We start from the raw sequence: 22,113 nt of genomic DNA, 5'->3' as shown, positions 1-22,113 counted from the left end.
TTGACTCTTGACTCTTGACTCTTGACTCTTGACTCTTGACTTGCGCGTAGCGCCATCTCATCTACTCGCTCTCGTAGCTATTTAATGTGAGGAAAACTCCGATGGCAACTCAACCGCAGAATAGATTACAGAAAGAAGCTGAAGATCAAATATTCACTCCGAACTTAATAGTCTTTGCCTTGTGCTTTGTGATTGCTCTTGCCGGGTTTGGTTATATTCTCACAACATTACCAGGCGCAGCCAAATTGCCCCCAGGAGTATCCCCAGTCTGTGTACTGGGAGGCTGGAAAATTGCTCTAATCATCACCCATGTTTTGACCTTTGCCTTGATCCCCCTAGCCATGCGAGTCTTTTATCAAAGCTTAAAAAGATTAGGAGTTCCCAACAAATCCATTTTTGCCTCACAACTCGGATTATCTTTCATCATGGTCTCCATAGCATCAGAAATTGGCTGGCATGTGACTCAATGTTGGTATTACCAAAATCAGTTTACAATGCTGAATTTCATGTTCTATTTCTTCCTGATTTCCGCCTTTGCTCTATGGGCAGGGGGCTTAGTAGAACAAGAAACCTTCGTAACCCATACAATTAATATCGTATTTGCTCTATTACTATTAGCCGTCTCAATTCTCTATCCTCTAGGGTATGAAGCCAATAATGCCAGTTACAAGATTCCCATTTATATTGCTCTCACTTTAGTTTTTACTGTTCTCACCTATCGCGGTTACAAATTACTCCAAACCTGGAAAATAATTCTCTTTCCCCTCTTCTCTGTTGGAGTCAATTTAGCTTTTATCTTTCTCCTGGATAAATATGGTGGCACTCTCAGCGATCCTAATATTCCGCTAAATGCTTTGTTTCATATTTTGCATGATTTTGGAGGAACAGAAGCCGGAGTGCTCATTTTCACCTGGCTCGTCTACCAAAAAGGCGTAGAAGCTAAAAATCTCATTCAACAACAGTAAGCAGTTTTTACTTTAAGCAAACTCTAATTTTAGAAATTCATTATGATTTCTCAACTCTATCCTTTAGGACATTTGCTCCTTGCGATCGCGGAATTATTCCTGATCGGCTGGTCGATTCGTCTCTGGCTACAATCTAATAGTCTGGCCATGATTGTTTTGCCAGTTATCCTGATTAGCCTTTCCTACGACAACCTAGTTCTCGCAAGCGGCACTCTACTTGGGGAAGGACAACTCTTACAACTTCTTAGTCAGATTCGTTTTTTAGTTCATTATCTTTGCTTACCATTTCTCATTGTTGTCGGTTTTGAATTAGCCAATCGCGCAGGGGCAGGTTGGGCTATCCCTATAGTGAGAATTTCGGCTTGGATACTGGCACTGGGATTGGGGATAACCGATATCTTAACTAGATACATTGGGTTAGAATTACAACCAGTATATTTTGCTGGCATGTTGCGTTACACAGCAAAACAAACTTCTCCGCCCATTATTACTATTGTTGTCACGATTGTTGTGTTGCTGATTGGGCTTGGTTTCTGGATTCGGACGAAAGGAAAATGGTCTTGGTTATTTTTCGGAACCTTAGTGGCTCTTATCGGCAATGCCCTACCAATTTCTCAATTTGGAACTTTAATTGGTAGCACCTCAGAATTTTTGATGACCTTAGCTTTGTTATTTACCGAGCGCTATAGCGAAAGACAATTACCCGATCTCGGTTTAGATCCTGATTCTGATTTGCTCTTTAAGTATATATATAAAAATTGGGTTTTAATCCATCCTGAACCCAAAGGAGTAGTCTATTTTATTGGCGGAGCAGGATTTGGTAGTTTTCCTACCGTATTTTACCGTTATATTCTGCGTCGTGTATTTCAAGAAGGCTATACCATTATTGCCCTGCCATTTCGATTTACCTTAAATCACTGGTTGGTAGCACTTAATTTAGTCAAAAATGCGAAGCCGTTAAGAGAAGCGATTAAAGCTGAAGCTGAGCGTCGTAATGGTATTTACGGGGAAGGTACGTATAAAAATCTTGAGCTCTACTCAGATCCTCAAAAATTTCGAGAAGGTGATTATTTTTGGCTAGGTCATAGTTTGGGTTGTAAATATGTTGCCCTATTAGAAGTCTTGGGTGATGTTAAACGACTAGGAAATTTGTGTAGCAAAGACGGCGACGTTGAACAAATTTCGGCTCTGCTTGGTGAATGCATTACTAATGAGAAACAGATCAAAAAGATTCAAAAGGCGATCGCACAAATCAAAGATCCTGAATATGTTTCCCTAGAGAATCAATCCTCGATTCTGATGGCACCAGTGATTACGGGAATTGAAGGCGCTATTCCGATTAAGGCGATCGCAGATTTGGTGAAAAACTTTATCGATGCTCGACCCTCGAAAGAAGAAACAGAATGTTTAATTAAAAAGGACGAAAACGGAGTCAAAGACAATTTGTTTCACTTTACTTCGATTGTCAAGTTCAAAAATGATGATGTGGAAGCTAAAGCGGGAACAATCCAATTTTTATTGGATAACTTACCGACCGAACCGCAACCACCCTTATTCAAAGAACTTGACGGCAAACATTTAGCACCACTAAATATATCCAAGAAAAATGAGAAATTGGCAGACTTATTAATTGAATGGTTACCAATGCTCAAAGATAGAGTGAAAGGCACGATGTGAGGAGAAGGTTTTAGGTTTTAGGTTTTAGGTGTTAGGTTTTATCCAGAAGAGCAAGAACTGTTTTTCAACCCTAGTAAAACGTGAGTTCGATGAGTACAAAATTTACTAGTTCTGAATAGGGACTTAGGGATTTGGGGATCTAGGGAAAAGCCTATTACTTCGCGGTTCAACTTGGGACATTTAATCAAAAGGAAAATATTCTCCCTAATTCCCCATTACCCCATTACCCTAATTCCCTAATTCCCCATCACTTCCGAACAACACCACTAGTCAATATATGTCACCACTTCCTCTGTCGGGAAACGAACTTTAGGATTAGTTGCATATTTGTCATCTTCAGCACGATAGCCAAGAGGGCAAACTACCACCGCACTATATCCTTGTTCTGGTAAACCCAAAACCTCATCATATTTACTAGGAATAAATCCTTCCATCGGACAAGTATCAATGCCCAACATTGCTGCTGCGGTCATGAAAAATCCTAGGGCAATATAAGTTTGTCTAGTTGACCAATCATCAACCTCAAAAGGATAGGGTGGATTGGTAATAAAACCTTTTACCATCCCGCCAAATTTTTCTAGGTTTTCTAGCGGAACATTCTGGACTTCCGACATCCGCTCCATATAACGATCAACATCAGCTTCATTAAGGTCTTTTTTGATAGCCAAAACTACCATATGAGAAGCATCAATAACTTGTTTTTGTCCCCAGGAATGGGGCAATAGTTGTTCCCGCATTTCCTGGTTGTTGACAACGAAAAATTTCCAAGGTTGCAAGCCAAAAGAAGAGGGAGAAAGCACCAAGCTTTGTTCTAATACCTTCCAGACGGAATCAGGAATTTTTTTTGTCGGATCAAATTTTTTGACCGCGTAACGCCACTTTAATTGTTCGAGAACCTTTTCTGGAGTTGTTGCTATCTCAGCCATAATACGAAGTTACGAAAGTTTACTGCCTTTACAAATATACACAAAATTAGTGAGTGTGAAAGAGAACACAACTTAGTAATTCATGGTCTAGTCAGGACTGGTGTTAGGTTTTAGGTGGTAGGTTTTAGGTTAAAAATTTTTTATTGCTAACTTTCAACAATAAAGTCATCTTGATTTAAGAAGTTAGCCGTCACAGAATTAAGATTCGCTAAAACTTCTCCTGTTGCTATTACTTGTATTTGCGTATTATTAATATTTTGTACTGTTCTAAGATCGCTAAATTCTAAGCCACCAGTAAGCACAAATTTATCCAAACCATCGCGATAATCAACGATTCTATCTGTCCCATCACCAGCTCTGAGAACAAACTGATCCGCACCTCGGCCACCGAAAATAAGATCCTCTCCTTTCCCACCATCAAGAAAATCATTACCATTATCTCCTCGCAATTCATCATTACCTAAACCACCGAAGAGAGTGTCATTATTATTGTTACCAAAGAGAGTGTCCCATCCGGAACTCCCCTCTACAATATCGTTACCCGCATTGCCTCTTAAAACGTCATTGCCTCGGCCGCCGATAATTGTATCTCTGCCATTGCCACCGAAGATAGTGTCAAACCCAATATCATCTTGAATGAAATCATTACCGGCTAAACCAAAGATGCGATCGCTGCCTGCTAAACTCTGGAAGACATCATTTCCTGCTGTCCCAAAGAGCGTATCGTTTCCTGTAGTTCCTGTAATAATTTCGCTATTATCACCCAGACCATTAATGGTAATTCTCACTGTAGCCATATCAGTGCCACCATTGCCGTCAGAGATTGTGTAGGTAAAGTTATCTGTGGCAGTTTCTCCAGTATTAAGGTCATCAAAAACTGAATTGGGATCATAACTAAAGGTGCCATTACTGTTGAGAGCAAGTAGGACTCCACTAGGTAAAGTAATTTGCTGACCAATATTATTACTATTGCCATTAATTGCTGTCACCGTTAAGGTATCTCCATCAGCATCAGTATCATTATTTAAAACATTACCCGTGGCAATTTGATTTTCGTTGATGGTAAAGTTATCTGCTACAGCAACAGGAGGAACGTTAACAGGAATGCTAGTTTCATTATCATTTAGCAGAATTGAAATATCGTCTGAAAAATCATTAACTGCCAACAAATCATTATTGCCATTATTATCTAAATCACCAGAAATTAGATTGCTCGGATTGCGTCCTGTGGCAAACTTAACCACATCTTGGAACGTACCATCACCATTGCCAGCAAATACAGAAACACTATTCTCTATGCTATTAGCAGCAGCAATATCTGCAATCCCATCACCGTCATAATCACTAACATCGATATCCGTGATATCAAAACCTGAAATTAATTCTCCTCCTGGCTCAAATGTGCCATCGCCATTTCCTAAAACAATAGATACCTTATTATTCTCATAACTAATAACTGCGGTTGCTAAATCGATATTGCCATCACCATTAAAATCTTCCGGAATAATAACAGAACTACTATAACTATCAGACGATTCTATTGCTTCTGCTAAGGTTGCATCTAACGGAATTGGATTAGCAAAAGTTCCATCCCCATTGCCAAACTGTAGAGCTTCTTTCGTAATAATGTCATCGATTCCATTATTATCCAAATCTGTTGCGGCTAAAATAGAATTATTTATGGTAATCTCAGTATTAATTGCATCACTGAAAGTACCATTATTGTTACTTAATAATACTGATACCCGAGAGCTATCTAATTCTCGATAGTAATAATCATTAAAGCCAGAGGTAAATAAATCATTAGAAATGGCAAGATCAACAAATCCATCCCCATTAAAATCTCCTTTCTTCACCACAGAGTTTTCATTACTACTAGTTAAAGAAACTTGAACATCAAAGGTACCTGTGCCATCGTTTAATAAAACAGAAATATTATCTTCAATGCGAAAACCGTAACCAAAAACTAACCTTGAATTATTAACAACCAGGTCGTCTACCCCATCACCATTAAAATCTGCAGAAGTAACATTATATTGTCGATAAGAATATTCAGAAAATTCTGATACCTCTCCGAAAGTTCCATCACCATTGCCTAATCTCTGTAAACGATTTCCCAGCAAATCAAGATTGCCATCATTATTAAGATCTACCAGTAAACTAAAATTATCAGATTCATCGTCTATTGCAGGAGTATCAACAAAGGTTCCATCCCCATTTCCAGCAAGTACCACCACATTACTGCTACTAATATTTCCTGTGGCAATATCAACTAAGCCATCACCATCAAAATCTTCCAGTTTGATTTCTAACGGAGGTGTATTAGGCTCAAATCTACTTTCATAAAGAAAACTTGTGTTGTAATTTACCGCATCTTCAAAGGTGCCATCTGCCTTTCCGAGCAATACGGACACGGCATCTTGTTGAGAACCAACAGTAGTTCCCGTGACTATATCGACAATACCATCTTGGTTGAGATCTTCAACAGCTACAACAGAAGGAGTATCAACCTCATAAGTTACTGGATTAGCAAAACTACCATCCCCATTACCTAAAAGAGTAGTGACATTATCATTGGTGACAACTAAATCCAGAACGCCATCACGGTTAATATCAGTAGTAGCAATTTCTCTAGTATTAGTAATGTCGTCAACTACGGAATCAGTAAAACTACCATCTCCATTAGAAATCAGAATCGAAACTCCCCCATCAGCCACGGCAAAATCGGCAATACCATCACCGTTAAAATCACCGCTAGCCAAAGAGTAACTATCATAGCCTGGCACTTCTATAGTTTTTGTAGCTTCTAAATTCCCATTGCCATCATTGTTTAAAACAACCAGATCGCGATCTCTAATTCCTAAGACATCGGGATTGCCATCGTTATCCAAATCTGCGGTAGTAAAAGTTGAAGAGAGAAAAGCACCCGTATTAGCAGTTTGACTAAGAGAAAAATTACTATTTCCTTCACCTTGTAATACCACCACTTCACTGCTAGTAGTACCAACTACTAAATCGTTAATGCCATCACCGTCAATATCTTCCACACTGACGTTGTAAGCTCCGCCATAGGGCTCTTCGCTAATCGGGATGTTCTTTGCTGCGTTAAAAGTGCCATCATTATTTCCCTCTAAAACAGAGATAAAATTAGAGCCTACATTGGCCACTGCTAGATCGCTAACACCATCCCCATTAAAATCTCCTATCGCAATTTCATTAGGACGTTCTCCCACATCATATTCGACGCTATCTGCAAAACTGCCATCGCCATTTCCGAGCAAAATGGAAACTGTACTAGGAACAATACTGCCGTAGGGTAAAGCATAGTTACCAACAGCAATATCTAAAACACCATCGCCGTTAAAGTCTCCTATTGTGGGATCTTTAGGCCCAACAAGTACTTTAAGATTCTGCGGTTCGGCAAATGTGCCATCTCCATTGCTTAATAAAATCCCGACGCGATCGCGATTACTAAACCCACTCGAAGAACCATTCCCCGTGGGGAAATATATCGGATCGTAAAAATAGCCACTATAATCAGCAAAGACGAGATCATCAAATCCATCACCGTTAAAATCTGCTGTGGTAAGCCCACTAGGATATAGACTACTATTTATTGTGGTATCAATGGGAGTAGCAAAAGTACCATCTCCATTGCCAAATAGAACGGATATCTTCCCTGACTCTAATCCATTATCTCCCGTTGCCAAATCTACATTGCCATCGTTATTAAAATCACCAACAGTAATCACTGATTCTGAATTTTCGACGGGGAATTGCACGGGTTCAGCAAAAGTGCCATCACCATTCCCGATCAATACTGAGGCGAAACCAGGAAAAAATTCTCCAGAGAAAAAGTTAAAACTCGGATTTTGGGTGGCGACATCAACAATCCCATCATTATTGAAATCTGCTGTGACGAGAAAGTCTAGATCAATTCTCTGGTCAGTACTAATAATAGGAAAGGTCTGCGCCCCCACAAAAGTACCATCACCATTTCCTAAAAGCAAAGAAACATCTTCATCAAAAAAACTATTGGCAACTGCAATGTCTAAGCTACCGTTATTATCAAAATCTGCAATGGTAACTTCTTGGGGAAATCTTCCGACAGCGTAATTAAAGGTATTAGCAAACGTACCATCATTCTGACCAATGGCAATGGAAACAGTATTATCAGTGATCACTACTTGATCTGCGATTCCGTCACTATTAAGATCTGCGGTAGTCGCAAAAAAGTTATCTATCTGAAAAAATTTTCCTGCTTTAAAAGAGATTTGATTATCCATTGCTCATTTCAGAATTTATAGAATTTTGCTTTAGTCTTGAGACGTATTATATATAACAAAAGCAAGATCCAATTCAACTTTGAGGTTATTTTATATTGAAATAAATTAAGTTTATCTTTAGCTTATAGGCCCTGTGAAGATCAAAGTATTTTTCTCTATGTACTTTACAATTAATCTTTAATTTGGGGATATGGGTAAAGTCGAAGTCGTAAACCCATCAATAACTAAAGAATACTATCAATTAAAAATAGAAACGTAATCTGACTTTATGCGAATTATTGTCCGTAGTACTTTACGCAGTTTTTGGGGAAAATATCCTGACTCCGAACAATCTTTAAAATCATGGTTTTATGAAGCATCACGCGTACAGTGGCAAAGTCCATCGGATATTAAACGACTTTATCGGAATGCGAGTATTATTGCCAACAACCGCGTTGTTTTTAATATTAAAGGAAATGATTATCGCTTAATTGTTCATGTTAGATATGATATTAGTATTATCTTTATTCGCTTTCTTGGAACTCACAAAGAATACGACAAAATAGATGCAACAACTATTTAGAAAATTATAGCTATGAAATTACGCCCAATTAAAACTGAACTAGATTATCAAGATGCTCTTAAACAAATCGAAAAACTTTTTGATGCGGAACCCAATTCTCCAGAGTGCGATTATCTGGATATTCTAACTACATTAGTCGAAGCTTACGAACAAAAACATTATCCAATTGAAGCCCCAGATGCTATTTCTGCAATATTCTATTACTTAGAAACTCGTGGATTATCTGAGCGAGATTTGGAAGCCATTATTGGTACTGAAGAACAAGTAACGGTAATTTTAAACAAACAACAACCTTTAACTTTGGATATTATTCGTCGTTTAAACCAAAATTTAGGAATTCCAGCAGAAATATTGATTAAACCTTATTCATTAACAACAACTTCTACGTGATAGAAATCGCGATCGCTAATTTTTTTCTGTTCATTTAGTTACAATATCAAGTTTGAATCAAATGCTCTTTGATTATCTCAGTGACACTTGATTTGTCTAATCTATCATTCGCAACATCTAATACTAGATTTTCTAAATCTTGATTGGAAATATTTAATTCCCAGCCATTTATTCCTAAAAAAGCTTCCATTGCAGCCAAAGCTGTCCGTTTGTTTCCATCGACAAAAGGATGGTTTTTGCAAATATGATAAAGATAGGCAGCAGCTTGTTCTTCTATATTTTTGTGTAACAAAGTACCGAAAAAAGAAGCTTGAGGTTGAGCAAGAGCTGATTCCAACAAACCAAGATCTCTTATTCCTAAACTTCCACCAAAGGTATCGATTAAATCATCATGAATAGCAATGGCTAATTCAATATCTATAAATTCAGGAATCTGCAAGATTTTTATAAACCTCAAAACGTTTTTGTTTCGATGCTAAATATGCCTGAAAGCCTTTAGTATCTTTAATATCTGATGCTACTTGTTTATTTTGCTTTTGTTGTAAGCGTTCTTGAATAATCTGTATCAGTAAGGTTTGTTCTTCTGTTGATAATGCTTCTACCGCTGCAATGGCATTTTGAAAGCTTGATGTTTTTTGTGTTTGACTAGCATCCATAGATTTTGCAAGAAAGCTATATATTTAGTATTATATTATATTTAAATGCGATCGCGAAGTGCCAGGCTTCACCCGATCGCATTAAGCTAAAAGTAAAGGCAATTTGGAATGAAGCGCGATCGCAATACAAGATTTGTTACTTTGTTTCCCGATAAGGAGTAATAAAAAATGAAATTTCCCTTATTTTCACAAGTTATATTAAAAGAAGATATTCCTGAATTTAGTATTAAAAAGGGTGCTGTTGCAACTATTGTTGAGCATTATCCTATGTCAGATACAGAGGAAGATGGTTATAGTTTAGAAGGATTAATTAATCAGGATACAGTGGAAGTTTCAGAATCACACATTGAACTATATTCTAGTCAAGATTTTGTGATTGATAAGGAATCAACTATTGCGTTATAGATAATTTTCTTAATTCTGAGTTGGGATATTATAATACTACTCCACGATATATTTCAAGCATGTTACTAAGTCGTGTCTTGATTTGGAGTAGACTGATCGCTATAATTAGGTCATTGCAGTTCTTCAAAACCTAGTTATATCAGCAGTGTTTAAATCCATTAGATTCTGGAAAAAGCTTTCTCTAAAACGCTTCAGAAAGCAAAGATTAGCTAGTATTTTTTTGCTATCTCTGACAATCTCAGTTTGGTTAAGATCAATATTGCCGATTTATTCTCAGAGTCCTCAAAAGAGCGATCGTGAAATCTGGGAAAATAGAATAAAATGCTATGCTAAGCGCCATTTCAAGAATGATCAAGCGTCAGATGAGGAATTTTTTAAAGGCATAGGAATCAGAATTGCCTCCAGTAAAATCTGTAGTAGTATTATTCGGTTACTAAACATAAAATCGAAACGGAATCTTACGCTATGCGCATAATTGCCCGCAGCACTTTACGTAGTTTTTGGGAAAAATATCCTGATTCCGAACAATCACTAAAAGCATGGTTTTATGAAGCATCGCGTGCGCAGTGGCAAAGTCCATCAGATATTAAACGTCTTTATCGTAATGCCAGTATCATTGCCAATAACCGTGTTGTTTTCAATATTAACCGAAGACAATTTTCAAAGAATCTTGAATAGCTTTTAAATATTCTTTCTCTAAATTACCCTGAAGATTTTGAACTCTAGAAACATCCACCGCTCTTAATTGCTTGAGATTAATATGCCTTTCTTTATCCAATCCATTGTCTTTACTTGGAAAAATATTTACAGCAAAAAGCCAATCTTTATGCCCAGGTAAAATTGGGGCAACGACAACTGTTTTAGAACCACGATTAACCATATCAGACTGAATAATTACACAAGGTCTTTTTTTCTTCGTCTCTGCACCTCTAGTTGGTTCTAGATCCACCCATCTTATTTCTAATTGTTTGTAGGACATTAGGGCAATCCATCACTAAGGGTAATATCCCAATCAGCTAACTCTTCTTGATAAGATTCCTCAGCTTCTTCTTGATTAGCTTTAAATATTTGTTCAGCAATAATACGTTGCTTTTCTGCCTTAAGAATACTATTTATATAAGCACTACGATTCCCCTTAGCTTTAGACTCTAAAAATTCAAAGATTTCTTTCTCTAAAGTAATGGTTATACGATCAGACATAATAGCAACCTAGTTAGTAATCAACATTATCTTATCATGAGTATGATTAATGGTTCATATTAGCGATCTCATATCATATCCCTTAAAAAAGAGTTTTGCCTACTTTGGGATTATGTAATAGTTCTTGATTCATGGTTAAGGAAACAATAAACTCACCTTAATTGAATCGGCTAAACTCCGACGGCTAAATATTTAATGAGTTATGCAGATGTATGAAGGTAATGACGAGTCTGGTATTGAAGCAAAGAGGACATAACATGAGAAATATCTTCGCTCAAATTCCATTTCTCAGCTAAAGGTTCTAAGTTTTCTACACTACTATTATTTAAATCCTGCGACATGTCAGATAGACTTTGCTCAACCTTCCTAGCCAATCCCTCAAGTTCACGTTTTTGAGATCTAGGAACACAGTTATAGCCACGAAAACGATCTATCAAATAGCCAGCTTTTCTTAATTCTTCCGCATTTAACTCGCTCAAACTAAGTTCTGGAATGTAACCTTCATGCCATAAAGCTAGGACAATTGGTTTCAAGTCTTCTACTGATAGATGACAAAAAGAGGAGCTAATAACCTTCCTAAATTTTGCGTTTAAACTCATGGTGCCTTTTCCTTCAAAAGGTCTATAGACATCTCTATGTTGAATCTTAGCTTACCTGTAGCTACCCCACAATATTTCTCCGCTTCTTCCGCAGTCTCTATGAACTCTTCTATCGTAAACATATTGTTTTGAAACAAATTAATAATATCTTTTCGGTCGACAAATTCAAATCGTCCTAGTTTGGAAACTGCTACATCTACAGCAGAAACTAAATAAACAGAAACTGACCTTGATTGAGTTACATATAGGAGTGACGATCTCTCTTTATAGTCAGGATGAATAGGGGCAATTGTTGGGTTGAAATTGCCATCAAAATCCAGCATACAATAGTCACCTTCCTCATCCTCAAAACTCACTGCTTTAATCGCAGATTCTAGGATAGATATAGGCTTAAGCTTTGAAATTGTTTCTAGTTCAGCATCTATGTCATTGCTAACCCTATTCCCAATATGTAAATGTATTGCACATCCGCCAAAAAGATAAACCTTAACTGCTGACTGAGGAAGATAGTTGTAGTTTTTATCAAGATAAGTATCGAGATTTTCAAACATCTGAAAAATAGCTTGAGAGAAAGGAGTTTTCGTGTAGGGCATGGCAAATCCATAATTTTGTTAGCAGCAATCATAAATTTATCTTGATTCGCGCAAATCACATTGCTTAAGAATCGAGACTATAAAACCATCAACAAGTAATAATATAAGATGTACAAAAAAACTTAGCCAGATCGTTGAAACTGTGACAGAAGCAAAAAGCTACAAAGAAACCGTAAATCTTCCCCAGACAGACTTCAATATGCGCGCCAATGCCGTGAAGCGCGAGCCAGAATTACAGAACTATTGGGCGGAAAACCAAATTTACGAGCAACTGTCACAGAATAACCCCAAAGAGCCCTTTATTCTCCATGATGGCCCACCATATGCCAATGGAACGCTACATATGGGTCATGCTTTGAATAAAATTCTTAAGGATATTATCAACAAATATAAGCTGCTCCAGGGACATAAAACAGATTATATTCCTGGGTGGGACTGTCACGGACTGCCCATCGAACTAAAAGTATTGCAGAAGATGAAGTCCAAAGAGAGACAAGGATTAACCCCTCTCAAACTAAGACAAAAAGCTAAACAATTTGCCCTAGAAGCCAAGCAAGAACAACTCGAAGGCTTTAAAAGGTATGGAATTTGGGGGGATTGGGAAAACCCCTATCTTACTCTCACCCCTGAATATGAAGCAGCTCAAATAGCTGTATTTGGTGAGATGGCACTCAAAGGCTATATCTATCGCGGCCTCAAACCTGTGCATTGGAGTCCTAGCTCCCGTACAGCTTTAGCAGAAGCCGAATTAGAATACCCAGAAGGACATACTTCTCCTAGCATTTATGCTGCTTTTCCTGTCATCAGTTTGGGAGACAAAGCTCAAGAATTAGAACAGTATCTCCCGAATTTAGCTGTGGCAATTTGGACTACGACACCTTGGACAATTCCCGGTAATTTGGCCGTAGCAGTTAATGGTGATCTCGAATATGCTGTTGCGGAAACATCAGGCAAACATATTATTGTTGCCAAGGATCTAGTTGAGCAATTAGCTACAACCTTTGAAACAGATTTAACAATTAAAACCACTGTTCTCGGAAAAGTTTTAGAAGGCATTACCTATCATCATCCGTTATTCGATCGCGACAGCAAAGTAGTAATTGGAGGTGATTATATTACTACCGAATCTGGTACAGGTTTAGTTCATACTGCTCCAGGACATGGACAGGAAGATTACATCACAGGACAAAAATATGGTTTACCGATTCTTTCTCCCGTAGATGATAGTGGGAAGTTTACCGAAGAAGCTGGAAATTTTGCAGGTTTGCAAGTAGTCGCCAAAGGTAATGAGAAAGTTAGTGCCGGGAACCAAGCAATCATCGATGCACTTCAAGAAGCAGGTACCTTATTAAAACATGAGGAATATGCCCATAAATATCCCTATGATTGGCGGACGAAAAAACCGACTATTTTCCGGGCGACTGAACAATGGTTTGCTTCTGTAGAAGGATTTCGCGATGCTGCCTTAGACGCTATTAAATCTGTGACCTGGATACCTGCCGCAGGAGAAAATCGGATTACGCCCATGGTCAGCGATCGCTCCGATTGGTGTATCTCTCGTCAGCGTAGTTGGGGTGTGCCAATTCCTGTCTTCTACGATGAAGAAACGAACGAAGCTTTGCTCACAGAGGAAACCATTAACCATGTGCAAGCTATCATTGCCGAGAAAGGTAGTGATGCCTGGTGGGAATTGTCTGTAGAGGAATTATTACCGGAGACCTACCACAATAATGGAAAAACCTATCGCAAAAGTACCGATACAATGGATGTCTGGTTTGATTCCGGCTCATCTTGGGCTTCTGTGGCCAAAGCAAGAGGTTTAAAATATCCAGTGGATATGTACCTCGAAGGGAGTGATCAACATCGAGGATGGTTCCAGTCTAGTTTGTTGACCAGTGTGGCAGTTAATGACACAGCACCCTATAAGACCGTACTAACTCATGGTTATGTGGTGGATTCCAATGGCCGTAAAATGAGTAAGTCTTTAGGCAATGGGGTAGATCCCAAAGTCATTATCGAAGGTGGTAATAACAAAAAACAAGAACCGCCCTATGGTGCTGACGTTCTCAGGTTATGGGTTTCTTCGGTGGATTATTCCTCTGATGTGAGGATTGGTGCAGGCATTGTCAAACAGTTGGGAGACATCTATCGCAAGATTCGCAATACTTCCCGTTTCTTGTTGGGTAACTTACATGATTTCGATCCGAAAAAGGATGCTGTTGCCTATGAAGATTTACCTGAACTAGATAAATATATGCTGCATAGGATAACTGAGGTGTTTGCCGAGATCACCGATGCCTACGAAAGTTATCAGTTTTATCGTTTCTTCCAAACTGTTCAGAATTTCTGTGTGGTAGATTTATCTAATTTCTATCTTGATATTGCCAAAGATCGCTTGTATATAAGTGGCTTGGGTTCTTTTCGTCGTCGTAGCTGTCAGACAGTTTTGGCGATCGCAGTAGAAAATTTGGCTAAAGCGATCGCTCCTGTGTTATGTCATATGGCCGAAGATATCTGGCAATCTTTACCCTATGAAACTGGATATAATTCTGTTTTCCAATCTGGTTGGTTAGAAACTGATGCGTCATGGCAAAATCCTGAATTGGTAGAGTTTTGGCAGGAGATTCGGAATCTGCGAGACGAAGTTAATAAGGTCATGGAAGAGGCAAGAAAAGATAAAGTGATCGGTTCTTCTTTGGATGCAAAAGTATTACTGGTTCTTGCGGATGACGAGTTAAAAGCTAAATTAGCTGCTCTTAATCCAACTAATTCTTTAAATGCTAAATCGGTAGATGAGTTGCGTTATTTCTTCCTCGCTTCTCAAGTTGAGTTGGTAGATAGCATCGATGCGATTACCAAAGCAGAATATAAAAGTCAGTCTGATAAGGTCTCGATTGCTATTGTTAACGCTGATGGGAAAAAATGCGATCGCTGTTGGAATTATTCTACTACTGTAGGCGAATTTAAAGATGACCCAACAATCTGCGATCGCTGTAATTCTGCGTTGAAGGGAGAGTTCTAATTTTGATTCATAATGTAGGGGTAATCAATATCAGAAAGAACTAGGGTTGATTGAAGCTTATCGATCACTTGTCGCATTTCTAGTTTTTTCTTTTGTCGTCTTGAGTTAATTATCGGGCTTCGCTCTTGAAGCCAGACGGCAGAAAGTTTAAATCTACTTCTTACGCTATCAGGGAGTGGTTTTCATGAGTAAATTTTTTCCTATTCAAAAAACGAATCTAGACAGTAAAATGAGTCAATCTGTTAAATTTTGGGACAAAATTGCCGACAAATATTCTAGACAACCCATTGCTGATGAAGCATCTTATCAAAAAAAACTAAAAGTCACCCAGGATTATTTTAAGCCAGACATGAAAGTGTTGGAGTTTGGTTGCGGTACGGGATCGACTGCTCTCATTCACGCACCTCATGTTCAACATATTCGGGCGATCGATTTCTCTTCGGAAATGATTGAAATTGCCAAAGGTAAGGCAGAAGCTCAAGATATTAGTAATGTCACTTTTGAACAATTAACTATCGAAGAATTAGAAGTAGAAGACTGTAGCTATGATGCTGTATTAGGACTCAATATTTTGCACTTACTAGCAAACAAAGAGGAGGTAATTACCAAAGTCTATAAAATGCTCAAACCAGGTGCAATCTTCGTCACCAGTACAGTTTGCCTGGGAGATAAGATGAAGTGGTTTAAGATTATCGCGCCGATTGGAAGATTTTTCGGTTTGATGCCATTGGTTAAGGTTTTTACTACGAAAGGATTGTCAGACAGTTTAATAAATACTGGTTTTGCGATTGACTATCATTGGCAACCAAGCAATAGTCAAGGGGTGTTTAAAGGGATATTTATCGTAGCGAAAAAGTCTAAGTAAGAAATACAATCATGAAGAGAGTTGCCGTATTTGGTAATACTGGAGGTGGCAAGTCCACTCTGAGCAAGCGTCTGGCTCAAACGACTGCTTTGCCTTTGGTTGTGTTAGATCTCCTTCAATACAAACCAGGAGGGGAAAAAGTTCCTGACGAAGAATATAAAACCGCCCACGCAAAAATCTTACAACAAGAGCGTTGGATTATCGATGGATTTGGTTCGTTAGATACTGTATGGAAAAGATTAGAAGCAGCAGATACTTTAGTCTATCTCGATCTGCCAGTTCTCCAGCATTATTTCTGGGTAACAAAACGATTTATCAAAGGTTTTTGGGTAGCACCCGAAGGTTATCCTCAAAATAGTCCGTTAGTCAAAAGTACCTTAAATTCCTATTACATAGTTTGGCTATGCCACCGAAAGCTTACGCCTAAATATCGCGATTATGTTGAAAAGGCAAAGTCAACCAAGCAAGTGTTCCATCTTCAATCTATCGGAGATATAAATGAGTTTTGGCGATCGATTACAATGACATCCAAGTAAAAATTAAGCCAAATCCATATTTCGAAGATTATAGAAAATTGCTCGCAAAATTTTAAAAAATGACAAAGTCTAAGTTTCCCAAAATAGTATTATGTGTTTCTGGGTTAATTGCGCTCACGATTGGCGGAATGATTCAAATATCCCCAGTTGATTTTTATGCGACAAACAATATAGATATTGGCGGCAACGTCAATTTACTAAGTGAGATCCGAGCTTCATCGGGAGCATTATTAGCCTCTGGCGTACTAATATTTACTGGTGCATTTGTGTCTCAACTCACTTTTACCTCAATGGTTTTTGCGACTTTGTTGTATCTTTCCTATGGCTTATTTAGGTTTGCGAGTATGGTCGTTGATGGAATGCCAGTTGATTCTCTTGTCGAGGCTGGCATAGTTGAAGTTTCAGTTGGGATAGTTTGCCTATTCTGCCTCTGGAAATATTGGGATGAGCTAAGCTCCAATACTAGTGAATAAGTTTCATAGATCTTATCTCTCTTTATAAATTCCTGATTTCAGGACTCCAACAACCCTGGACTGCTATTTTCGTGTACATGCACTTATGTGACAAAATGAAATTTGGATTCAACATTAAAAACAAATCTCATTTTTATTGGATATTTGCTGCTTGACCTTTTTGTAAATTGAAAGAGCGACCTAATTCTCGGAATAATCTAATAAAAATTAGGCCATGGGTTACTAACAGAATCGGCACTATAAATGTCGGAATCAACCAAGTTGTTCCCAAATTTGGGATAACTTCTGCTTGACGCAGGGCATTGAATAGATCCACTGTCCCAACGATGTTAAACAGCCATACCAAACCTAGCGACAATCTCCAACGAGCTCGCAGTACGATTAGGGAAAAAATAGCCAGCAAGCCACTGATGAAATCACCATAGGCCGCAGTGTATGCAAAAAAGCTGGGCAGCGGTTGAATAACTAATCCTGGGACTAAAAAGGCCAAGCCTATATGGCGAAAAGCATGGGGAATAATCAGGGAAATTAAAGCCTCACGAGTTGGTTGCTTGGTAAGCCATGGCACTAAGTACCATTTCGCCAACAAAGCACATACAATCAGACTTAAAACAAATTGAAGACCAAAAATAACTAGCATATCCATCGATTTACCTCCTTAAAATGTTAATCAGTAAAATAGTGTAATCTGACTGGTTGAGTCATCTAAAAGCAATAATCCCAAGACTAGGTTTTTCCTGATGAGCAAAAGAGTGTATATGCACTTAATTGAGTAAAAAAATTTATTTTCCGCTCAGTTTACCTGTAACTTCGTTTAACTCGGCTAGCAGTTGGAATAGTTCTCCTTTTCCGATGAGTTCCTCTATTTTTGTTTGTGCCTTTTCCCAATAGGGATAAGCTTCTGTCAACAGCTGTTTTCCTTTAAGAGTAAGAGAGATTTCTTTAACCCGACGGTCAGATCCCTGCTGGATCTGAACCAATTCCTGTCTCTCTAAGGATGATAGATTACGGGTTAGCGTTGTTCTATCGGTTAAAGTGCATTCAGCAAGGACATTTTGCTTAACTGGTTCCCGGAGCAGAATAGCGTTCAAGAGAGTGAACTGGGTCGGTTTAAGACCCAAAGGTCGCAAAGCCTCATCATAAATTTGCCGTACAACCCGATCCGCTGTGCGTAGGTGATTACACAAACAGGTGTTTTTTGCCTTAAGGGCAGATTTAACAATAGATGCTTCGCAATTCAACTGTCTAATATTTTACTAAGTCTGTAGATAAGTGTATATACACTTATTACTCAAGTCAAGTCAATTTGCAAAACTTAATATTTTGGACATCGCGATCGCCCATCGCATTCTAGTTTTCTCTTTTGTTGTCTTGAGTTAATTATTTTGTAAAATCAGCTTAAATCAAGTTTTTTTGTGAATGATCTATACTTGAAGAAGATTAAGAATTAATTTTTGATACTCATATAATCTTTAGGATTAATGAGAAGACCAGTTTGCGATCGCCCACAAGACTAATTAAATTTTTAGCAAGTATTCAATTCGATTATTTTCGTTAACTTGCTAGGGGTGTTTTGCCAGCAGTTGGACTTTACGTAAGATAGAGACGATAAATAAACAAATATATCGAGAATTATATTTTCCGGTATTTAGCTATTTCTCCAAAAACTTTGTCAACCATGGAAAGCAGTCCAAAAGCTGATAATAATGCTATCAGGGAGTGATTTTCATGAGTGAATTTTTTCCTATTCAAGGATTTGACCATCTCGAATTTTATGTCGGGAATGCCAAACAGGCTGCCCAGTTTTATGAACATAATTTAGGGTTTGCTAATACTGCCTACCGAGGTTTGGAGACAGGCTACCGCAAAACAGCATCCTACCTAATGGAGCAAGGCGATATTCGTCTTCTGTTCAGTACGGCTCTGAGTCCTGATAATACTATTGCTCAAAGCGTTCTCCAACATGGCGATGGAGTGGCAGTTATTGCTTTGGAAGTTCCCAATGCTGAGTTTGCCTATCGCGAAGCAACTAGACGAGGAGCCATCGGGGCTATCCCGCCTACGACAGAACAAGATCAACAGGGCATTTTTCGGTATGCAGCGATTCATGCCTATGGTGAGATTCTGATTAAATTTGTTGAAAGAACTAACTATCAGGGCGTTTTTGCTCCTGGTTTTCAGTTAAGAGACAAGATTAGCGATCGCGGTGTTGGCTTGACCCATATTGATCATGTAGTAGGCAATGTGGAATTGGGGGCGATGGATATATGGGCGGAATTCTTTGCTCAGACTATGGATTTTCAATTGTTAGTTCATTTTGATGAAGGAACCATTGCGACAGAATATTCAGCACTGATGTCTAAAGTTATGCAAGACAGTACAGGCAAGATCAAATTGCCGATCAATGAGCCAGCCGCAGGACAAGGAAAATCTCAAATTCAGGAATATTTGGACTATAACTGCGGCGCAGGGATTCAACATGTAGCCTTAGCAACTAAAAATATTATTCAAACCGTTTCTCAACTCAGAGATTCTGGAGTTAAGTTTTTAGCTATCCCCTCTAGCTATTACGAAAACCTAGAAGCAAGAGTGGGGAAAATTAATGAGTCGATCGCGAAATTGGCAGAGTTAGGAATTTTGGTAGACCGCGATCGCGATGGTTATTTGCTACAAATTTTTACCCAACCAGTAGAAGATCGACCCACATTATTTTTTGAAATTATTCAAAGATGTGGTTCTCAGGGATTTGGGGAAGGGAACTTTAAAGCTTTATTTGAAGCTATTGAACGGGAACAGATACGCAGAGGCAATCTTTAGTAGGAGCGCAAGGCTTACGCCCAGCAGAGGAAGCAATCATGACTTATTACTATCAACTAGGCAAAATTCCTCATAAACGTCACACTCAATTTCGTCAGCCAGATGAGTCTTTGTATCACGAAGAACTCATCGGGACTCACGGTTTCTCTGGTTTGCAGTCCCTGCTTTATCACTTGCATCCTCCGACCCAAATCCAAAAGATTGTCTGGAAGCCGCCAGTGGCAATCGCCTATGAAGAATCGACAGCTTTGCGTCCTCGTCATCTGCGAACGAAAAATATCCAAAAGGGGGGAGATGCGATCGCGAGCAGAGTATTATTGATAGGCAATGCTGATCTCCAGATTTCTGTAGCTCGACCGACGGAAGCGATGAGCTATTGGTATCGTTTTGCCCATGGGGATGAAATTATTTTTATGCACCATGGCAGTGGGATTGTCGAGAGTCAGTACGGCATCTTACACTACAGGCCAGGAGATTATTTAGTAATTCCCACAGGGGTTTTATGGCGCATTATTCCTGATGCAGATATAGCACAGCGCATGTTGGTGATAGAAGCTTGGGGACATATCGAAACGCCTCAACGCTATCTCAATCAATACGGACAGTTTCTCGAATCTGCTCCCTATTGTGAGCGTGATCTTCGTCCCCCAGAACAGTTAATCACCCATGATGAATCAGGAGAATTTGAAGTACGCGTTAAAGCTCGCAATGGCATAACTTGTTACTTCTACAACCATCATCCTTTAGACATTGTTGGTTGGGATGGATATCTTTGGCCTTTTGCGCTGAATATTGCGGACTTCGAACCAATTACCGGTCGAGTTCACCAGCCACCGACCGTACATCAAACCTTTGCGGGTTCTGGTTTTGTGCTGTGTTCCTTTGTGCCACGTTTGTTTGATTATCATCCCCAAGCTATTCCTGCTCCTTATAATCATTCCAATCTTGATTCCGATGAGGTTATCTACTATGTCGAGGGGAATTTTATGTCTCGCAAAGGCATAGAGTCCACATCAATAACTGTCCATCCTAATGGCATACCCCATGGCCCCCATCCAGGAATGTATGAAGGCTCAATTGGCAAAGAGCGAACCGAGGAGTTAGCAGTGATGATTGATAGCTTTCGACCTTTACAACTAACCACCCAAGCTAGTCAATGGGAAGACCAAGACTATTCTTCTAGCTGGACGAATTTAACTTCAGGAGTAACTTTATGATGACTATGCAAACTCCAACCAAAAATAACCTAAACATTTCTTCGCGGATCACAAACCGTCTGGATCGAGGTGAATTGACAACCAAGCAGGTAAAAGAATTTCAATCCTTTCTTGCTGAAGTTGAGCGCGACTTATTACACCATCGCATTATCACCAATAATCGCTACACTCAATGGTTTAGCCTGGGTCAAGCAACAGATGTCCAATTGCGACATTTTATCCGACAATTTTCGGTTTTTTCCAATCAGTTTTTGATCGCAGCTTTACTAAAAACAATCAATTCTCCTACTCTGGAACAATCGAGATCTAGTCGGGAAATTTTGCTCAACGAACTAGGTGTAATCTATCGCAATCCCCAACAATCAATCAGCGGTCGCTCTATGTTAACCGAGTCGGAAAAAGACCGCGAAGGTGATCCCGAACTAGTAAGTACCGAGGGTACAGTAGACGGTGGTATTTGTCGTTTTCAGGCTGCACATTTTGAATGGCTATTGCAAGTAGCCATAGGGCTAGGATTCAGTTTTGCCGATATTGGTAAACGCCGACATGGCACCCTAACAACCTTGCATTTCTGCGATGAATTGATTCGTCTTTATGGTAGTGATGACTCACAAATTGCCCAGGGAGCAAGTTTTGCCGTCGAAAACTGGGCAGCCGCTGGCTTTTGGCAAGAACTAGAAGACGGCTTATTCAGAATTAAACAAACCAGACATCCTCAGTTACTCTTAGCCTTTTTTACCTGGCATAATCGCGTTGAAGCCCAACATGCAGGTCATACTTTAGAGGAGCTAGAAACTGCTTATTTTCAAGCCAATTTTAATCGTACAAAATTTTTCCAAGGTGGCAGACTAATCCTCAATGCGATCGCTGTTTTCTGGGATGGTTTGTATAAAGATCTTCAACAGCAATTGTCTAGATGAAAGA

General features: G+C 38.9%; 22 protein-coding genes and 1 pseudogene. 13 read left to right on the top strand and 10 right to left on the bottom strand.

Annotation, left to right across the window (positions count from 1 at the left end):
* The first annotated feature begins 101 nt into the window (after positions 1-101).
* A complete protein-coding gene (locus XEN7305_RS11640) occupies positions 102-965 on the top strand; it encodes a hypothetical protein (RefSeq protein WP_006509621.1) in 864 nt (287 codons plus the stop codon).
* Between the two features lie 42 nt (positions 966-1,007).
* On the top strand, positions 1,008-2,642 hold the full coding sequence (locus XEN7305_RS28190; RefSeq protein WP_006509620.1) for a DUF1350 family protein: 1,635 nt from the start codon (positions 1,008-1,010) through the stop codon (positions 2,640-2,642).
* Positions 2,643-2,908: 266 nt separating this feature from the next.
* Here XEN7305_RS28190 and XEN7305_RS11625 read toward each other — a convergent pair whose 3' ends face one another.
* Entirely contained in the window at positions 2,909-3,568 is a 660-nt protein-coding gene (locus tag XEN7305_RS11625; RefSeq protein ID WP_006509619.1) for an NAD(P)H-dependent oxidoreductase, read from the bottom strand.
* Positions 3,569-3,714: 146 nt separating this feature from the next.
* A complete protein-coding gene (locus tag XEN7305_RS11620) occupies positions 3,715-7,854 on the bottom strand; it encodes an FG-GAP-like repeat-containing protein (RefSeq protein WP_006509618.1) in 4,140 nt (1,379 codons plus the stop codon).
* A 268-nt stretch (positions 7,855-8,122) separates the two neighbouring features.
* Between XEN7305_RS11620 and XEN7305_RS11615 the strand changes: the two genes are divergently transcribed.
* Both XEN7305_RS11615 and XEN7305_RS11610 read left to right on the top strand, forming a co-directional pair.
* A complete protein-coding gene (locus XEN7305_RS11615; RefSeq protein ID WP_006509617.1) occupies positions 8,123-8,416 on the top strand; it encodes a type II toxin-antitoxin system HigB family toxin in 294 nt (97 codons plus the stop codon).
* 12 nt (positions 8,417-8,428) lie between these two features.
* A complete protein-coding gene (locus XEN7305_RS11610) occupies positions 8,429-8,806 on the top strand; it encodes a type II toxin-antitoxin system HigA family antitoxin (protein WP_006509616.1) in 378 nt (125 codons plus the stop codon).
* A 46-nt stretch (positions 8,807-8,852) separates the two neighbouring features.
* On the opposite strand, the gene XEN7305_RS11605 is transcribed toward XEN7305_RS11610, so the two are convergent.
* Entirely contained in the window at positions 8,853-9,245 is a 393-nt protein-coding gene (locus XEN7305_RS11605; RefSeq protein ID WP_006509615.1) for a type II toxin-antitoxin system death-on-curing family toxin, read from the bottom strand.
* On the bottom strand, positions 9,232-9,462 hold the full coding sequence (locus tag XEN7305_RS11600) for a hypothetical protein (RefSeq protein WP_006509614.1): 231 nt from the start codon (positions 9,460-9,462) through the stop codon (positions 9,232-9,234). The genes XEN7305_RS11605 and XEN7305_RS11600 overlap by 14 nt, the downstream gene beginning before the upstream one ends.
* A gap of 168 nt (positions 9,463-9,630) precedes the next feature.
* Between XEN7305_RS11600 and XEN7305_RS11595 the strand changes: the two genes are divergently transcribed.
* Both XEN7305_RS11595 and XEN7305_RS27585 read left to right on the top strand, forming a co-directional pair.
* The gene (locus XEN7305_RS11595; RefSeq protein ID WP_006509613.1) at positions 9,631-9,867 is read left to right on the top strand and encodes a DUF4926 domain-containing protein; all 237 of its coding nucleotides are present in this window, start codon (positions 9,631-9,633) and stop codon (positions 9,865-9,867) included.
* 465 nt (positions 9,868-10,332) lie between these two features.
* A pseudogene (locus tag XEN7305_RS27585) lies at positions 10,333-10,527 on the top strand (type II toxin-antitoxin system HigB family toxin); the annotation flags it as partial.
* Here the strand turns inward: XEN7305_RS27585 and XEN7305_RS11590 are convergent.
* The 4 genes from XEN7305_RS11590 to XEN7305_RS11575 form a co-directional block, all read right to left on the bottom strand.
* The gene (locus XEN7305_RS11590; RefSeq protein WP_006509611.1) at positions 10,511-10,846 is read right to left on the bottom strand and encodes a type II toxin-antitoxin system PemK/MazF family toxin; all 336 of its coding nucleotides are present in this window, start codon (positions 10,844-10,846) and stop codon (positions 10,511-10,513) included. The pseudogene XEN7305_RS27585 and the gene XEN7305_RS11590 overlap by 17 nt on opposite strands.
* On the bottom strand, positions 10,846-11,067 hold the full coding sequence (locus tag XEN7305_RS11585) for a hypothetical protein (RefSeq protein WP_006509610.1): 222 nt from the start codon (positions 11,065-11,067) through the stop codon (positions 10,846-10,848). Before XEN7305_RS11585 ends, XEN7305_RS11590 begins: the two co-directional genes overlap by 1 nt.
* A 200-nt stretch (positions 11,068-11,267) precedes the next feature.
* Positions 11,268-11,666 (bottom strand): hypothetical protein, encoded by a 399-nt coding sequence (locus XEN7305_RS11580; RefSeq protein ID WP_006509609.1) that lies wholly within the window; start codon positions 11,664-11,666, stop codon positions 11,268-11,270.
* Positions 11,663-12,217 carry a DUF6036 family nucleotidyltransferase gene (locus XEN7305_RS11575; RefSeq protein WP_238568967.1) on the bottom strand — a complete coding sequence of 185 codons (555 nt, stop codon included), beginning with the start codon at positions 12,215-12,217 and terminating at the stop codon, positions 11,663-11,665. Before XEN7305_RS11575 ends, XEN7305_RS11580 begins: the two co-directional genes overlap by 4 nt.
* Positions 12,218-12,401: 184 nt before the next feature.
* Here XEN7305_RS11575 and ileS point away from each other — a divergent pair, with 184 nt between their 5' ends.
* The 4 genes from ileS (at position 12,402) to XEN7305_RS11555 (ending at position 17,155) form a co-directional block, all read left to right on the top strand.
* Positions 12,402-15,281, top strand: a complete 2,880-nt coding sequence (ileS, locus tag XEN7305_RS11570) for an isoleucine--tRNA ligase (RefSeq protein ID WP_006509607.1) — start codon at positions 12,402-12,404, stop codon at positions 15,279-15,281.
* Positions 15,282-15,510: 229 nt separating this feature from the next.
* Positions 15,511-16,146 carry a class I SAM-dependent methyltransferase gene (locus tag XEN7305_RS11565; protein WP_040897566.1) on the top strand — a complete coding sequence of 212 codons (636 nt, stop codon included), beginning with the start codon at positions 15,511-15,513 and terminating at the stop codon, positions 16,144-16,146.
* Between the two features lie 11 nt (positions 16,147-16,157).
* Positions 16,158-16,682, top strand: coding sequence for an isopentenyl transferase family protein (locus XEN7305_RS11560; RefSeq protein ID WP_006509605.1), 525 nt, complete (start codon positions 16,158-16,160; stop codon positions 16,680-16,682).
* Between the two features lie 59 nt (positions 16,683-16,741).
* The gene (locus tag XEN7305_RS11555) at positions 16,742-17,155 is read left to right on the top strand and encodes a DUF4345 domain-containing protein (RefSeq protein ID WP_006509604.1); all 414 of its coding nucleotides are present in this window, start codon (positions 16,742-16,744) and stop codon (positions 17,153-17,155) included.
* A gap of 133 nt (positions 17,156-17,288) precedes the next feature.
* Here XEN7305_RS11555 and XEN7305_RS11550 read toward each other — a convergent pair whose 3' ends face one another.
* Both XEN7305_RS11550 and XEN7305_RS11545 read right to left on the bottom strand, forming a co-directional pair.
* Positions 17,289-17,801, bottom strand: coding sequence for a hypothetical protein (locus tag XEN7305_RS11550; RefSeq protein ID WP_006509603.1), 513 nt, complete (start codon positions 17,799-17,801; stop codon positions 17,289-17,291).
* Positions 17,802-17,937: 136 nt separating this feature from the next.
* Positions 17,938-18,342 carry a MarR family winged helix-turn-helix transcriptional regulator gene (locus XEN7305_RS11545; protein ID WP_202951271.1) on the bottom strand — a complete coding sequence of 135 codons (405 nt, stop codon included), beginning with the start codon at positions 18,340-18,342 and terminating at the stop codon, positions 17,938-17,940.
* Positions 18,343-18,883: 541 nt separating this feature from the next.
* Between XEN7305_RS11545 and hppD the strand changes: the two genes are divergently transcribed.
* Genes hppD through XEN7305_RS11530 form a run of 3 tightly spaced genes read left to right on the top strand, consistent with a single transcriptional unit; the run spans position 18,884 to position 22,109 of the window.
* Entirely contained in the window at positions 18,884-19,972 is a 1,089-nt protein-coding gene (hppD, locus tag XEN7305_RS11540; protein WP_006509601.1) for a 4-hydroxyphenylpyruvate dioxygenase, read from the top strand.
* 38 nt (positions 19,973-20,010) lie between these two features.
* Entirely contained in the window at positions 20,011-21,189 is a 1,179-nt protein-coding gene (locus XEN7305_RS11535; protein WP_006509600.1) for a homogentisate 1,2-dioxygenase, read from the top strand.
* Positions 21,186-22,109 carry a hypothetical protein gene (locus XEN7305_RS11530; protein WP_006509599.1) on the top strand — a complete coding sequence of 308 codons (924 nt, stop codon included), beginning with the start codon at positions 21,186-21,188 and terminating at the stop codon, positions 22,107-22,109. Before XEN7305_RS11535 ends, XEN7305_RS11530 begins: the two co-directional genes overlap by 4 nt.
* Positions 22,110-22,113 lie beyond the last annotated feature (4 nt).

It is taken from the genome of Xenococcus sp. PCC 7305 (genome assembly GCF_000332055.1).
Lineage (GTDB): Bacteria > Cyanobacteriota > Cyanobacteriia > Cyanobacteriales > Xenococcaceae > Xenococcus.
Note: the sequence above shows the minus strand (reverse complement) of the source record. Positions and strands in the feature narration are given on the sequence as shown.